Genomic DNA, 14,035 nt, shown 5'->3' on the forward strand with positions numbered 1-14,035 from the left:
TTACTGCGTAGCTGCATTCTCGCCGTCCGGCTCCATCACGGGTGCCGCCACAGTGTACGGCGCCCGCATTCTCATTCGCGCGCGCTGAGTTGGCGCGCGTGCGCTCGCAGCCAAGGAGCTACGCCATGACGACCACACAGCAGACCCCACAGCAGACCCCGCAGCCCAAGACGCAGGACGAGCTCGTCGACAGCATCACCCAGCTGTACGCGGCACGCGATCTCAGCGCGATTACTCGCGAGCTCGAACCGCTGCACGCCCAAGACATCATTCCGGTGTTCGAGCGACTGAGCGACAAACAGCGTGCCGTCGTGTACCGCCTGCTACCGAAGGACAAGGCGGCTGAGGTCTTCGAGATCCTCGATCCGGCGCTGCAGAGCGACCTGCTACACGGACTCCAAGACGCCGAGGTCGCCCAGCTCTTCGTCGACCTCGACCACGACGACAGGCTGTGGCTACTGGACGAGGTACCTGCTGCCCTCGCGACGAGGCTTCTGCGTGGCCTCCCCGAGGAAGAACGCGTGCTCACCTCTGCGCTCCTGGGCTACCCGCAAGGCAGCGTCGGTCGGCGCATGTCGCTCGAATACGTGTCGACGCGCGCGTCGTTCACCGTGGCCGAGACGCTTGAGCGCGTGCGTGGACGCCTTGACGACGCAGAGACTGTCTACACAATTCCTGTGCTCGACGACTCGCGGCACGTCGTTGGAGTCGTGAGCCTGCGGGAGTTGCTCGCCGCAGACGGTCCGACTGTTGTCTCTGACATGATGAGCCAGGTACACACCGCCGAAGCGGTTGAGAAAGCCGAGCAGGCCGCGAGGCGCTGCGCCGACCGCGGGCTGCTCGCCCTGCCGATCGTCGACCTCGAGAATCGTCTCGTCGGAATGCTGACAATCGATGATGCGATCCGGATCCTCGAACTCGAGGAGAGCGAGGACGCCGCGCGCCAGGGCGGCACCGAACCACTGCGTCGCCCCTATCTCTCAACCCCTGTCGGCGCGCTCGTGCGGTCACGCGTTATTTGGCTGCTTGTGCTCGCGGTCGGCGCGACGCTCACCGTGCAAGTACTGTCGGTGTTTGAGGCGACGATTGAGCAGGTGACAGTGCTCGCGCTGTTCGTCCCCCTGCTCATCGGGACAGGCGGCAACACAGGCAACCAGGCCGCCACCACAGTCACCCGTGCGCTCGCGCTTGGCGACGTCGGGTCGCGCGACTTCTGGCGGGTACTCACCCGCGAGCTGCGCACTGGTGCGATGCTTGGCCTGCTGCTTGGAGCGCTCGGCTTTGCCATTGCCGCGGTCGCCTTCTCGCCCCAGATCGGGCTCGTTATCGGCCTCACCCTGCTCGCGGTCTGCACGCTCGCGGCCGCCGTCGGCGGGTGCATGCCGCTCCTCGCCCGCGCGGTGAAGGTCGACCCAGCTGTGTTCTCCAACCCGTTCATTTCGACGTTTGTTGACGCACTCGGCCTCATCATCTACTTCCTCATCGCACGCACTGTGCTCGGGCTGTAGCCGCCGCTGTCGGCGAGGTTTGCCATGACAGACTCTCCCTCCTCGCTCCCGATGGGGCCGTTTGATCGCGTGCTCATCGCTGGCCTCACTGGCTCCGGCAAGACGACACTCGCCAGGCGTCTTGCCGGAGCATGGGACCTCACCCACGTCGAGCTCGATAGCCTCTACCACGGCCCCGATTGGGTGCCGAGAGAGACGTTTCTCGACGACGTCGCCAAGTTTGCTTCGACCGAGCGGTGGGTCACCGAGTGGCAATACACGAGCAAAGGAGCAGGCGGCATTCTTGAACCGCGCGCGCAGCTCGCCGTGTGGCTCGACTATCCATGGCGGGTGGCGCGCAGGAGGCTCATTCGGCGCACCGTCTCACGGAGCGTCACGCGCGCGGAACTGTGGAACGGCAACCGCGAGGGATCTCTTCTCCGCCTTTTCGACCGCGACCCCGAAAAGAACATCCTCGCCTGGCAGCGCAAGACGCGCAACAACTGGCGTGAGCGAATGCCCGCTGCACTGGAGCGAAACCCTCACTTGACCCTCGTGAGGCTTAAGTCGCCGGCACAGACTGACGCCTGGGTCGAAGGGCTGCGCGGCCGCTCCCCTACCAGCCCTCGGTGAGCACCCTGTCGAGCTGCGCAACCATGAAGTCCGCACTCTCCGTGCTGAGGGTCAAAGGCGGCTTCACCTTCAACACATTTGATCGTTCAGACGTCGTGAGCACGACGACGCCGAGTTCCCTCAGGCGCTCGCAAATGGCCGCGGCCTCAGCGGTCGCGGGCTCCATCGTGGCGCGGTCGCGCACAAGCTCGACGCCAAGGTACAGGCCCTCTCCGTGAACCGGGCCGACGATGTCATGGCGGTCGGCAAGCTCGCGGAAGCCGGATGCGAGCCGTTCGCCGACAGTCGCCGCGTTCTGCTGCAGCTGCTCGTCGCGCATTGCGTCGAGCACTGCGATGCCGACGCGGCACGACAGCGGGTTGCCGCCAGCCGACGAGAAGAACTGCCCCTGACTCGCAAGCGCGTCGGCGATCTTCTTTGAGGTGATGACGCCACCGATCGGGAAGCCGTTGCCCATGGGCTTGGCGATCGTCACAATGTCTGGGGTGACGCCTGACTGCTCGAAGCCCCAGAACGATGAGCCCATTCGGCCAAAGCCAACCTGCACTTCATCCGCAATGCAGAGCCCGCCCGCCGCACGCACTCGCGCGTACGCGTCGCGCAGGTAACCGTCTGGCAGCAGCACGCCGCCGGCATTGCCAAGCACTGACTCGCAGATGAAGGCTGCGACCTCTCGCCCGTCACGCGCGAGCTCGTCGAGGTCGTTCCCGAGGTCAGCGGCGTACCGAGCCCCGACCGTAGCGTCCCCGGCCTCGCCGCGGTACGTGCCGCGGAAACGATTCGGCACGTCGGCGACGTGCACCCAGTCAGGGCGGTTTTCAAGCGCGTATGGGTTGTCGTAGGCGCTCGTGGTGACCGCGTCGCTCGCCATAGTCCAGCCGTGGTAGGCCTCGCGCAGCGCAACAACGGTCTTGCGGCCTGTCGCGGCTTGGGCGAGGCGGAGCGCCAGGTCGACCGCCTCGGAGCCGCTGTTCACGAGCAGCACAGTGTCGAGTTCCGAGTCCGCTGGGAGGAGCGCAAGGAGTCGCTCGCTGTACTCGGCGAGCTCGCGGTACAGGAAGCGGGAGTTCGTGTTCAGGATCCTGATTTGACGGCTCATCGCGTCGGCCACGCCCGGGTGGCCGTGGCCGAGACCGGTCACGTTGTTCACCATGTCGACGTATGTGCGCCCGGTCGTGTCGACAAGGTGATGCCGCCAACCGCGCTCGATCTGCATCGGGCTCTCGTAGTAGCGCTCCTGCGCGCTCGCGAAGATCTGCGCCCGGCGAGCCAGTTCGTCGCCTGCCTCATCGCGCTGCGAAAGGGGCGCGAGCGAGAGCAGCGGGGCAGGATCCTGCGTGAGGCGCCGCCAAGCAGCGACACGCTCCGGCGCGACGAACTGTGCGCGGCCAGGCGCTGGCCCGTCAATATCGAGGATCGCGGGGGCGAGCCCCGACACCGCGTCTGCACGGCACAGCATCACCGCGATGGCACGCGGGTCGTCAGATGCGCCGAGCTCGCCAACGGTGTCGCCCGTGCCGACCTTCGAACCCGCAGCAACCGTCGGAACCGCGCCGTCGATAGAGAGGAACCAGCCATCGCCGGCGTCGATGAGGAGCCCGCGAGTGGTCGCCGTCACGACGGTGCCTGCGACAGGTGCGGCAACTGTCGTTGCGACGCCCGGTGCAATCCACGCCTCGGTGCCGATCGGCCAAGTCGGAGCGCCATCGACGGCGTCGATCGCTGCCCGGGTGAGCCTGTAGACACCGTATGGAAACACAGCGGCTGCCGCCCCGGTGACGAACGCATCGTCAACGAGATCTTGCTCAATCTCAGTGGCGAGCCACTTCCCGGCGTCGAGGGCGTCGGATTCCACACCGGGGTCGAGCACGACGACCTCGCCTGACAGGTCAGGCAACAGCGCACGCAGCGGTGGCTGTGGTTCGCCCGCCGCCGGAGGCGCTACCGCGACGGCCGCCTGCAGCTGGAGGCCGCCGCCGCCAGGCTGTCCGATAAAGCCGAGAAGCGCGAGCACCTGCTCAGTCATCTCGGTCTGCGGAAAGCGGGTCGCAGCGTCGAAGATCGCCTGCTCGCCCGCGATACGATCCCGGGCGTAATCGTTGTCTCCGTCGATCTCAAGCTGGCGCCAGCCGCTCGCGACGAGCAGCGCCGAGCGAAGCACAACGAGCGGCCAGAGGGCGCGCGCCTCGGGCTCGGCGATCGGCGCCGATTCGTTGAAAACGCTCACGGCATCGAGCACACGGACTGGGCGGGCGGCGTCGTGGTGCAACAGCGACGAGAGTGTGACTGCAAGCTCTGCGATGCGCCAGCCGTACGAGAGGTCGCCAAGATCGAGCACTGTCTCGGGGTGAACGCGTGAGTCGTCGCCCACCACACCGACGACGTTGTCGTCGGTAAGGTCCCCGTGGATCGCCTGCACAGGGAGTTCGGCTGCGACGAGATCAAGCGATGCCTGCGCCTCGGTGGCTGCTGCGAGCACTCGCTCGCGGAGCCCCTCGTCAGTGATTGCCGTCGCGAGCTTCAACGTGTGCTCGTGAGCTACACGCATGTCCCACATGTGCGAACGCTCAAGCCCTTCGTGCGAGAGCCCAGCGAGGGCGTTCACCGATGCAGCGGCGAGCGCCCCGAACTCGCGGATCACTACTGGCGCGAGGTACCCGCAGTCGACAAGCGACCCGCCCGCGACAAACTCGCTGCGGCGCACGGCAAACTCGCCCCAGCGCTGGACGAGGTCGCCGTTGAGGCCTGGGAGCACGCTGGGAACGGCAACACCAGCTGCACGGTATGCGTCGAGCGCGAGGTGCTGAGCCTCACGTGCCGACTCCTCGAATACTGGGTGGTCGACACGCAGCACAGTGCGCGATCCGTCCGCTGCCTCGAGAACGAAGTTTCGGTCTTGGTTACTCCCGAGCTCACGAGCCACGACGTCAACGCCGTAGTGATCGCTCGCTATCGCGGTTGCGTCAGCCTCGGAAACGTCAGGCCGAACGAGGCCACCACTCGGTTGCACCACAGGAAACCACCTTTGCACTTGCGCTTGGCGCGCTCAAACGATTCTGAGCAGAGTGTATCGCTTGGCTAGGGCCTCAGTCATACTGCGCCCCGATTGCGGTGTGAGAACCTCAGCCGTCAGCGACGAATTACTCGGTGTCAGCGAAAAGCGCAGCAATTGCAGGCGCAAGCTGCGTAAACGCTCGAGTTCGATGCGACACGAGGTTCTTCTCCTCGGGCCGCATCTCTGCTGCCGAGCGGCGCTCTCCCTCCGGCATGAAGATCGGATCGTAGCCAAAGCCGTTCTCACCGACCGGCGCGGTGAGCAGCGACCCCTGCCAGACGCCAAGCTCGCACACCTCTGACCCGTCAGGGGTCACCAGTGCTGCGGCACACACGAAGCCGGCTCCGCGGTGCTCCTCTGCGATATCGGAGAGTTGCTCGAGCAGCAGGGTGACGTTCGCCTTGTCGTTTCGGGCGTGCCCGCCCCAACGCGCGGAAAAGATTCCGGGGCTGCCGCCGAGCACCTCGACAGCGATGCCAGAATCGTCCGCGAGCGCGGGCAAGCCCGTGTGCGCTGCCGCGGCACGGGCTTTCAATAGTGCGTTCGCCTCGAAACTCAGCCCGTCCTCAACTGGCTCGGGTCCGTCGTAGCCGACGAGCTCGATCCCTGGGATCAGTGGCTCAAGGACCGCCCGCAGCTCGATGAGCTTGTTGGCGTTGTGTGATGCGAGAACAAGGGTACGTGACATTGGTAGCTCCAAACATTACTTCCGCGCGCTGTTCCCCGGCAGCGCACGGCCATCAAAATGGTTCGCCGTACGACGAGACCTACTCGGCGAGCGCGCCCTGCTGCAGTGCGGCGAGCTCAGACGTGCTCAGGAGTGCGAGGTCGAGCAGCGAATTCAGCTCGGCCCGGTTAAAGGGCGAACCCTCTGCCGTGCCCTGGACCTCGACGAAGTCCCCTGCGCCCGTGACAACAACGTTCATGTCGGTCTCGGCCCCCGAGTCTTCGATGTAGTTCAGGTCGCTCACAGGTACGCCGTCGACGATGCCGACGGAGACTGCCGCGACTGTGTCGATGAGCGGCTTCGCGTTGCGGGCGATGTGCCCGTTCGCGCGAGCCCACTCAACGGCGTCGGCGAGGGCGACGTATGCGCCCGTAATCGATGCGGTCCGGGTACCACCGTCAGCCTGCAGCACGTCGCAGTCGATGACGACTGTGTTCTCGCCGAGCGCCTTCGTGTCGATGATCGCGCGCAGGCTCCTCCCGATGAGACGGGAGATCTCGTGCGTGCGCCCGCCGATCTTGCCACGGACAGACTCGCGCTGCATGCGCTCGTTTGTCGACCGTGGCAGCATCGAGTACTCGGCTGTGACCCAGCCGGTGCCCTTGCCCATGAGCCAACGTGGAACGCCCGGTGTAAACGAGGCGGTGCAGAGTACCTTCGTGTTTCCGAAAGAAATCAACGCGGATCCCTCGGCCTGCGCGCTCCAGCCGCGCTCAATCGAGACTGGGCGCATCTGGCCCGGGGTGCGTCCATCAACGCGGGTAATCTCGGTCATGTTTCCTCCGAACAGTTGGTTCTATCGTGGCGAGTGGCGACCACATGGCAACGTGGCTGCCTGTCGAGGCATGTCATGCGCGGCCGGTGCGCCGCAGCAGCGCTCATCGGTTAGGGCGAATCGTCCACCTGCGGTCGCTGGGCAACGACAGGAGCCGTGCCGTGAACGATCGGGCCAAGCGAGTCACCGCCGATGCCAAGCATCCGCTTCGCGAGCCGAACGAACTCGCTCGTGTCGCCGCCAGTCGTCTCGTACCGAATAGTAGGCGGCCCGCCCTTCGGATCCCGCAGCAGGTGGTGCTCGGTAAGCTTCTCGAAGACAAGATTCGCGGTCTCGATGTCGCTCGACACGAGTGCAACTCCCGGCCCAACCACCTGCCGAAGCGCTCCGCGCAAGAACGGGTAGTGAGTGCATCCAAGCACGAGGGTATCGATATTGTTCGCAATCAGTGGCGCAAGGTACTGCTCGGCGACGCGCAGGGTCTCCGGGCCACTCGTCTGCCCGGCTTCCACGAGCTCGACGAAACGGGGGCACGCCTGCGAGCTGAGCGTCACCTCGGGGCTCGCCGCAAAATGCTCGTTGTAGGCGCCCGACTCGATCGTCGCAGTCGTGCCGATCAATCCAATCTTGCCGTTGCGGGTAATCGAGAGCGCACTCCGCGCTGTCGGCCCGATGACCTCAACGACTGGTACGTCGTACCTTTCGTATGCGTCGCGAAGCACGGCGGCGGAGGCCGTATTGCACGCGATCACAAGCATCTTCACCCCCGACTCAACGAGACCGTCGAGGATGCCGAGCGCGAGCTCGCGAACCTCGGCAATGGGCCGCGGCCCGTAGGGGGTGTGCGCGGTGTCGGCTGCGTACAGGATCGACTCGTTCGGCAGCTGATCTCGAATCGCTCGTGCGACCGTGAGGCCCCCAACGCCCGAGTCGAATACGCCGATGGGAGCATCAGCCGAAATGGTGCGTGTACTCACGGGTTCAAGCTTACCCGCTGGCCGCGGGCAACAATGCTCCGACGGGGCGAGCGGTGCAGTCGAGACGCGCTACTTGATCCATGTCTTGCGGTGAAAGCCTGTGAGCCCGTGCTCAGCTATCCCTGCGTAGTGCGCTGCAGCGCCATAGCCCTTGTTCGAAGCCCACCCGTAGTGCGGGTGATCCTCGTGTGCGGCGCGCATCACCGCATCGCGGGCCACTTTTGCACGTACCGACGCCGCGGCGACGCTCGCACACGCGCGGTCCGCACCGACCCGGGTGACGACATTCAGCGGGGCACGCAGTACCGGGCTCAGCCAATCATGTGATCCATCAAGCACGATGAGGGCTCGGTCGACTGACACCCCAGCCGTATGCAATTCAAGCAGCGCACGGCGGGCCGATTCACCGAGCATCGCGGTGATCCCGTGCTCGTCAATCTCGTCGGCGGTCGCGAAGCCGACAGCCCCGGGCCCCCACTCGCTCACGAGCGGAGCAATCGCCTCGCGCTTCTTTTCGCTGAGCAGCTTCGAATCCCGGAGCCCCTCGGGAAACGCCTCGACACCCAGGGGCACGGCGTGCGCCCCCACTGCGACAGGCCCCGCGATCGCGCCACGGCCAACCTCGTCGAGTCCGATGACGAGTTCGGCCCCCGCCGCAAAGGCGGCGAGTTCGACCTCGAGCGTCGGATCCTTACTGGGCGAGGCAGCGCTACTCGGCACGGGCCTCGTCAACCCCGGTGAACGTTGCATCCGGTCGCGTCATCCAGCTAAACCTGTCGAGCGGCCAGTTCAACAGAAACGCCCGACCAACGATCTCCGACTCAGAGACGAAGCCCTTCCCTGGCTGATCCTGGTTGTAGCGTGAGTCCTTGCTCGCGTAACGGTTATCGCCGAGCACCCACACCGACCCTTCAGGCACCGTCACATCAAAATCAATGTCTGACGCGCGCGTCTTTCCCTCAGGGATCACAATGTACGGTTCATCCAGAGGCACACCGTTGACCTCGACGCGGCCGTTCGCGTCACAGCAGGTCACGCGGTCCCCGCCGACGCCAATCACTCGCTTCACGACATAGTCGTGGGACGTGTCGGCAGCGAGCCCGACTGCCTGCAGCAGCTGCTCGAACGGGCTCGGCGTCGTCGCCATAGCCTTCGGATACAGCCAACCGCCCGGATCCTGGAAGACGACAACATCGCCCCGTTGCACGTCGACGACATTGGGAACGAGCTGGTTCACAAGGATCCGGTCGTTCACCTGCAGCGTCTGTTCCATCGAACCCGACGGAATGTAGAAGCTTCGCACGAGGAAGGTCTTCAGCAGGAAGGAGATCAAGAACGCGACAATCAAAATGATGACAAGATCTCGGAGGAAGCCGAGCAGGCCTCCCCGCCGTCGTTCCGCAGTCTCACTCATACGTGCTCACATTCTTCGTCGCAGACCGCATGCGGAACGCGCACGGCAAAATCAACAGTACCGACAGTTCAGGCCCCCAGCCTGTGAAGGGGCGGAGGGCCTGAACCAAAAAAGCGTTGCGCTTACGCGTCGCGCTTCTCCTTGATCTTCGCCTTCTTGCCGGTGAGGCCACGGAGGTAGTAGAGCTTCGCACGGCGAACATCACCGCGCGAAACAACCTCGATCTGCTCAATCGTCGGCGAGTGCACGGGGAACTTACGCTCAACGCCCACCTGGAAGCTGATCTTACGAACAGTGAAGGTCTCACGAACGCCCTCACCGTGGCGCGAGATAACGACGCCCTGGAACACCTGAACACGCGAGCGGTTACCCTCGATAATGTTCACGTGAACCTTGACGGTGTCACCCGCGCGGAACTCGGGGATGTCGCTCTTGAGCGACGGGGCATCGACGTGGTCGAGCTTCTGCATGATGATCTCTCTCTGCGCCCGCCGCAAGTCGGTACGCGGAATAAATGTTCAAAGAATTTGCGTGCGTTCACGGTGAGTGCGAAACCCTTGCGGCAGAGTCGCACCGTGGCACAAGGATCTATTATGCCACATCATCGGCAGACGAGGCATTACCTGCTGCGCGAAGAGTCCCCTCTGCGCCGCACGCTGTGGCGGGCCGTAAGAAAGGCTCCGTTCGTGCCATGCTCGATGAGATCGAGGTCGAGGCGGCGCGGAAGCAACGGTCGCCCGCTTCCGAGCGTCACAGGTGCGATTGAAATATGAACCTCGTCGAGGAGGCCAGCGTCCGAGAATTGACCCGCAAGGTCGCCGCCACCCACCACCCAGAGATCTTTGCCGCCGGCGGCGTCTCGCATCGCGTCGTGGACCTCCCGAACATCCCCGCGAGCAAAACGCACGTCCGCGGCACCACCTGCGCCTGGCGATGCCGGCGCGGTGAGGCCGCGTGTTGTGAGCACCCAGGCCGGCATGTCGTACGACCACCCGCCATGCGCGAGCACCCATTCGTAGGTGGTTGACCCCATTGCGATCGCGCCGACGTTCGCAATGAACGCTTCGTAGTCGTTTCCCCCACCAGGCGTCTGTTCTTGCGACAGCAGCCAGTCGAGCGAATCGTGCTCGTCGGCGATGAAACCGTCGAGCGAAGAGGCGACGTAGTAGATCAGGCGAGACATATGTGTTCCCTTCGAGGTGGTGACTGGGTCTAGGCTTCGCCGCGCCGGGCGCGCAGCCAGAGGATCGGATCACCGGCGTCGCGTTCGAGACCGTGTTCGGCGAGCATGCCGCGCGCGAGCTCCCGTCGGTGTGCTGCGTAGTGCAAGACGTGGGCGACGACGCCGCTGAGCTGAAAGCTCTCCGGCGGGACGCACAGCGCGTCGATCACCCTGGCTTGCCAGTCCCCTGTGCGGCTGATCTGGCGCACCCTTGCGATCCATGCCTCCGACGCGACGTCGTGCCGAGCGACAAGCTCAGCGAGCACGCGCGGCGAATCGAGCTCAACAGGTGCCGGAGCAGTGCGCCCGTCGAGCACTGCAAGCCACGTCTCCTTCGCGAAGACAAGCCCGGCGAGCACCGCCGCGATGCTCGTTTCGTCGCCTGCCCAGTCGAGCACACGCTGGCCCGGGCGTTGCGGCCGAGTCGTGACTTCTGGGGGCAGTGCGGCCGCGAAGGCGAGGAGCGCGGCCGAGTCGTCGACGTCATGCAGCAGTTGCTGTTCAAGGAGCGGATTTGTCTGGCCTCCGTGCCCCTCGATCCAGATCGCCATCGGCGGGTGGAAATGGATCCCGTTCGCGCTTGGGAGCCAGTGGCCAGCCCCCTGCGCGCTCGGCGGGTGGCCGAAGGCTTTGGAGTACGCGCGACTGAAGCCCTCGGCTGAGTCGTATCCTGCGGTGATCGCCGCGTCGATCACGCTCGCTCCACCCCGCAACTGCCAGGCTGCCCGTTCGAGAAGCACGCGCCGGCGAAGTGCCGCGGGCGACTCACCGGCGGCCTCAGAAACCGTTCGGGCGAAGTGAAACCGGGATGCGTGTGCGGCGCCGGCCATGTCGTCGAGTGTCGGGTTCGACTCATCGAGGACGGCGTCGAGGAGCTCGCGGAGGCGGTCGGGCTCGGAAGTCGTCATGCCTCTAGTCTGACTCCCGCTGGGCCACTGCGCATGACCGATCTTGCGCAACGCTACGCGGCAGGCCCCGGTCAGGTTGTGCACTGACCGCCCGTGCGTGGGTGCGGGCGCCTGCTGCGGGCGTCGGCTCCGAGTGTCTGCTGCGAGTGTCTGTGGCGCCTGAGAGGATCGAGGTATGGCACATCTCGACAACACCACCCTGGCCAGGGCGCTCACGGTGCTGCGACAGCTCACGGGCGCCGTCGACGCCGAGTTTCATCCCGGCCAGTTCGAGGCGATCAGCGCCCTCGTTGATGACGGTCGACGCGCCCTTGTCGTGCAGCGAACGGGGTGGGGAAAGTCCGCGGTGTACTTCGTCGCGACAGCGCTACTCCGCGCTCGCGGAGCCGGGCCGACACTGCTCGTCTCACCGCTCCTCGCACTCATGCGCGACCAGGTCGAGGCTGCGGAGCGAGCGGGGGTGCGGGCAGCCGCAATCAACTCAGCGACGTCAGAGGAGTGGGAGGATATTGAAGATCGCCTCGCACGCGACGAAATCGACGTGCTGCTTGTCTCGCCGGAGCGACTCAATAACCCCCGATTCCGCGAAACTCAGTTGCCCAAAATACTCACTCGCATGGGTCTCATGGTGATCGACGAGGCGCACTGCATCTCAGACTGGGGCCATGATTTCCGCCCGGACTACCGGCGAATCGCAACGCTGCTGGCTGGCCTTGAGCACCACGTGCCTGTACTCGCAACCACAGCGACGGCCAACGCCCGCGTCGTCGCCGATGTATCCGAGCAGCTCGGCACCGACGTGCTCACCCTGCGCGGCACGCTCGCGCGAGACTCATTGCGGCTTGGCTGCCTGCGCCTGCCTTCGGCGGAGGCTCGGCTCGCTTGGCTCGTGCAGCATCTCGGAGGCTTCTCGGGCAGCGGGATCGTCTACGCGCTCACCGTGTCTGCCGCTGAAGACACCGCTCTCCTGCTGCGCGACGCAGGGTACGAGGTCGCAGCGTATACGGGCCGCACTGACCCTGAGGAACGGGCGCGGCTTGAATCCGCCCTCAAGAACAACGAGGTGAAAGCGCTCATCGCTACGAGTGCACTCGGCATGGGGTTCGACAAGCCAGACCTCGGTTTCGTACTCCACCTTGGCGCCCCTTCCTCCCCCGTCGCCTACTACCAGCAGGTCGGGCGCGCAGGTCGTGGCACGGCGCACGCTGACGTGCTCCTCCTGCCGGGCGCGGAAGACGCCGCAATCTGGCGGTACTTCGCGACGGCTTCGATGCCTGATCCTGAGCGTGCGCGGGCAGTCATCGAGGCGCTCGGTGCCCCTGACTCGCCACCGCTCTCGACACCGGCTCTTGAGGCCAGGGTTGACCTGCGACGCACACAGCTCGACCTTCTGTTGAAGGTGCTCGATGTTGATGGCTCCGTGAACCGGGTCTCCGGTGGGTGGACGGCGACAGGCGCCGAATGGACGTACGACGCCGAACGCTACGCGCGCATCGCGGCGGCTCGAGACGCCGAACAGTCGGCAATGCTCCGCTACGAGCGCGGCGAGACGTGTCGCATGGCCGAACTGCAGCGCGAACTCGACGACCCGACGGCGACTGACTGCGGGCGCTGCGACGTCTGCGCTGGCCCCTGGTATCCGACCGAGGTGACGGGCGACGCGGCGGCGCGAGCGACGACTCGACTCCGACAGGCCGGCGTGCCAATCGAGCCGCGCGGCCAGTGGCCGACTGGAGCGGACCGTCGCGGAGTCAACGTGCGCGGGCGCATCGCGCAGAACGAGCGCGCAGAGCCCGGACGTGTGGTCGCGCGCCTCACCGATCTCGGCTGGGGTGGCGCGCTGCGGGAGCTCTTCGCGGCCGGAGCCGCCGACCAGGCAATTCCGGAGCCGCTGCTTGGCGCGGTGCTCACGACTCTTCGTGACTGGCCGCGGGAGACGCGCCCAGTCGGAGTCGTCGCGATGCCGTCCCTCACTCGCCCGACGCTCATCAGCAGCACCGCTGCAGCGATCGCAGAGCGTGGCAAGCTACCGTTTCTCGGCACCCTCGACTTCGCAGACGACCGCCCCGTGACAGCTCCCGGCGGCAACAGCGCATTTCGATTGGCCTCGGTGTGGGGCCGGTGGTCGCTGGGCCCCGAACTCGCAAGTGTCGTCGCACGTGCTCCCGGCCCGCTTTTACTCGTCGACGACCTCGTTGACAGCCGCTGGTCGTTCACCGTCGCTGCGCGCGAGCTCCGACTTGCCGGTGCTCCGCAAGTGTTGCCGTTCGCCCTCGCATCGGTGGGATAGCGCCGACCCAGGGTCGTCGCGCGGGCCCACGCATGGCCGTGGAGTGTGCCTGCCTGGGGTCGCCGGGCGGGCCCACCCAGGGCCGTCGCGCGGGCCCACCCGGGGTCATCGGGCGGGCCTACCCAGTGATCGCCGGGCGGGCACTTCACGGATCGCTTCGTGAGTCGCGCGATTGCCTGGCTCAAATCTGCCAGGCGACTATTGGTCGCGATCGCCGCCGAGCCGAATCAGTCCGTGACTTGCCCGGGGCACAGGCGTTATGCTGCAGCCATGGACAGCACAGCTGCACAGAGTTTCACCGATCCAGGTTTGCACGAGCTCGGGATCGACGTTCCGCTCGCCGGTGACACCGACCCCGTGGAAGGGCGCACGAAGCTCGCCGCGTGGGGGCTTGGCGTCGCAGGCACCCTCGCGTTCGCGACACTCGTCGTCGGCGCGATCGCGGTGGTGAACTGGGCGCTCCCCTACGTGCACTACATCTACCTTGCGCTCGTCGGCGGGGGCCAAAGCCTGTAACGCTGGCGTGTCGCTCCCGGGCGGCCCGGGG

The 14,035-nt window shown here is 65.8% G+C and carries 13 protein-coding genes; 4 read left to right on the forward strand and 9 right to left on the reverse strand.

Annotated features, from left to right (window positions below):
* Window positions 1-125 precede the first annotated feature (125 nt).
* Together mgtE and KI794_RS09350 are read left to right on the forward strand one after the other, a co-directional pair.
* Complete coding sequence (gene mgtE, locus KI794_RS09345; protein WP_255807900.1) at window positions 126-1,508, forward strand: magnesium transporter; 1,383 nt, start codon at window positions 126-128, stop codon at window positions 1,506-1,508.
* 24 nt (window positions 1,509-1,532) lie between these two features.
* Entirely contained in the window at window positions 1,533-2,120 is a 588-nt protein-coding gene (locus KI794_RS09350; protein ID WP_255807901.1) for an AAA family ATPase, read from the forward strand.
* Here KI794_RS09350 and KI794_RS09355 read toward each other — a convergent pair.
* The 9 genes from KI794_RS09355 to KI794_RS09395 all read right to left on the reverse strand — a co-directional run bounded on the left by KI794_RS09355 (window position 2,104) and on the right by KI794_RS09395 (window position 11,198).
* Window positions 2,104-5,133, reverse strand: coding sequence for an aminotransferase (locus KI794_RS09355; RefSeq protein WP_255807902.1), 3,030 nt, complete (start codon window positions 5,131-5,133; stop codon window positions 2,104-2,106). The genes KI794_RS09350 and KI794_RS09355 overlap by 17 nt on opposite strands.
* Window positions 5,134-5,260: 127 nt before the next feature.
* Window positions 5,261-5,863, reverse strand: a complete 603-nt coding sequence (gene rdgB, locus KI794_RS09360; RefSeq protein ID WP_119284049.1) for an RdgB/HAM1 family non-canonical purine NTP pyrophosphatase — start codon at window positions 5,861-5,863, stop codon at window positions 5,261-5,263.
* A 79-nt stretch (window positions 5,864-5,942) separates the two neighbouring features.
* Window positions 5,943-6,677 (reverse strand): ribonuclease PH, encoded by a 735-nt coding sequence (gene rph / locus KI794_RS09365; RefSeq protein ID WP_119284050.1) that lies wholly within the window; start codon window positions 6,675-6,677, stop codon window positions 5,943-5,945.
* Window positions 6,678-6,787: 110 nt separating this feature from the next.
* Window positions 6,788-7,654 carry a glutamate racemase gene (murI, locus tag KI794_RS09370; RefSeq protein WP_255807904.1) on the reverse strand — a complete coding sequence of 289 codons (867 nt, stop codon included), beginning with the start codon at window positions 7,652-7,654 and terminating at the stop codon, window positions 6,788-6,790.
* A gap of 69 nt (window positions 7,655-7,723) precedes the next feature.
* Complete coding sequence (locus tag KI794_RS09375; RefSeq protein WP_255807905.1) at window positions 7,724-8,374, reverse strand: ribonuclease HII; 651 nt, start codon at window positions 8,372-8,374, stop codon at window positions 7,724-7,726.
* Complete coding sequence (gene lepB / locus KI794_RS09380) at window positions 8,364-9,068, reverse strand: signal peptidase I (RefSeq protein ID WP_119284053.1); 705 nt, start codon at window positions 9,066-9,068, stop codon at window positions 8,364-8,366. Before lepB ends, KI794_RS09375 begins: the two co-directional genes overlap by 11 nt.
* A gap of 122 nt (window positions 9,069-9,190) precedes the next feature.
* Window positions 9,191-9,538: a 50S ribosomal protein L19 gene (gene rplS / locus KI794_RS09385; protein WP_119284312.1), complete on the reverse strand. Its 348-nt coding sequence runs from the start codon at window positions 9,536-9,538 to the stop codon at window positions 9,191-9,193.
* 149 nt (window positions 9,539-9,687) lie between these two features.
* On the reverse strand, window positions 9,688-10,251 hold the full coding sequence (locus KI794_RS09390; protein ID WP_119284054.1) for a dihydrofolate reductase family protein: 564 nt from the start codon (window positions 10,249-10,251) through the stop codon (window positions 9,688-9,690).
* A 29-nt stretch (window positions 10,252-10,280) separates the two neighbouring features.
* Window positions 10,281-11,198: a helix-turn-helix transcriptional regulator gene (locus KI794_RS09395; RefSeq protein ID WP_119284055.1), complete on the reverse strand. Its 918-nt coding sequence runs from the start codon at window positions 11,196-11,198 to the stop codon at window positions 10,281-10,283.
* A 175-nt stretch (window positions 11,199-11,373) separates the two neighbouring features.
* On the opposite strand from KI794_RS09395, the gene KI794_RS09400 reads away from it, so the two are divergent.
* Window positions 11,374-13,488: a RecQ family ATP-dependent DNA helicase gene (locus tag KI794_RS09400; protein WP_255807907.1), complete on the forward strand. Its 2,115-nt coding sequence runs from the start codon at window positions 11,374-11,376 to the stop codon at window positions 13,486-13,488.
* A 270-nt stretch (window positions 13,489-13,758) separates the two neighbouring features.
* A complete protein-coding gene (locus tag KI794_RS09405; RefSeq protein ID WP_162921259.1) occupies window positions 13,759-14,004 on the forward strand; it encodes a hypothetical protein in 246 nt (81 codons plus the stop codon).
* Window positions 14,005-14,035 lie beyond the last annotated feature (31 nt).

The organism is Leucobacter aridicollis (assembly GCF_024399335.1).
Lineage (GTDB): Bacteria > Actinomycetota > Actinomycetes > Actinomycetales > Microbacteriaceae > Leucobacter > Leucobacter aridicollis_A.

Coding starts and splice junctions, on each gene's coding strand:
- mgtE (WP_255807900.1), top strand. CDS start 126: ATGACGACCACACAGCAGACCCCACAGCAGACCCCGCAGCCCAAGACG.
- KI794_RS09350 (WP_255807901.1), top strand. CDS start 1,533: ATGACAGACTCTCCCTCCTCGCTCCCGATGGGGCCGTTTGATCGCGTG.
- rdgB (WP_119284049.1), bottom strand. CDS start 5,863: ATGTCACGTACCCTTGTTCTCGCATCACACAACGCCAACAAGCTCATC.
- rph (WP_119284050.1), bottom strand. CDS start 6,677: ATGACCGAGATTACCCGCGTTGATGGACGCACCCCGGGCCAGATGCGC.
- lepB (WP_119284053.1), bottom strand. CDS start 9,068: ATGAGTGAGACTGCGGAACGACGGCGGGGAGGCCTGCTCGGCTTCCTC.
- rplS (WP_119284312.1), bottom strand. CDS start 9,538: ATGCAGAAGCTCGACCACGTCGATGCCCCGTCGCTCAAGAGCGACATC.
- KI794_RS09390 (WP_119284054.1), bottom strand. CDS start 10,251: ATGTCTCGCCTGATCTACTACGTCGCCTCTTCGCTCGACGGTTTCATC.
- KI794_RS09395 (WP_119284055.1), bottom strand. CDS start 11,198: ATGACGACTTCCGAGCCCGACCGCCTCCGCGAGCTCCTCGACGCCGTC.
- KI794_RS09400 (WP_255807907.1), top strand. CDS start 11,374: ATGGCACATCTCGACAACACCACCCTGGCCAGGGCGCTCACGGTGCTG.
- KI794_RS09405 (WP_162921259.1), top strand. CDS start 13,759: ATGGACAGCACAGCTGCACAGAGTTTCACCGATCCAGGTTTGCACGAG.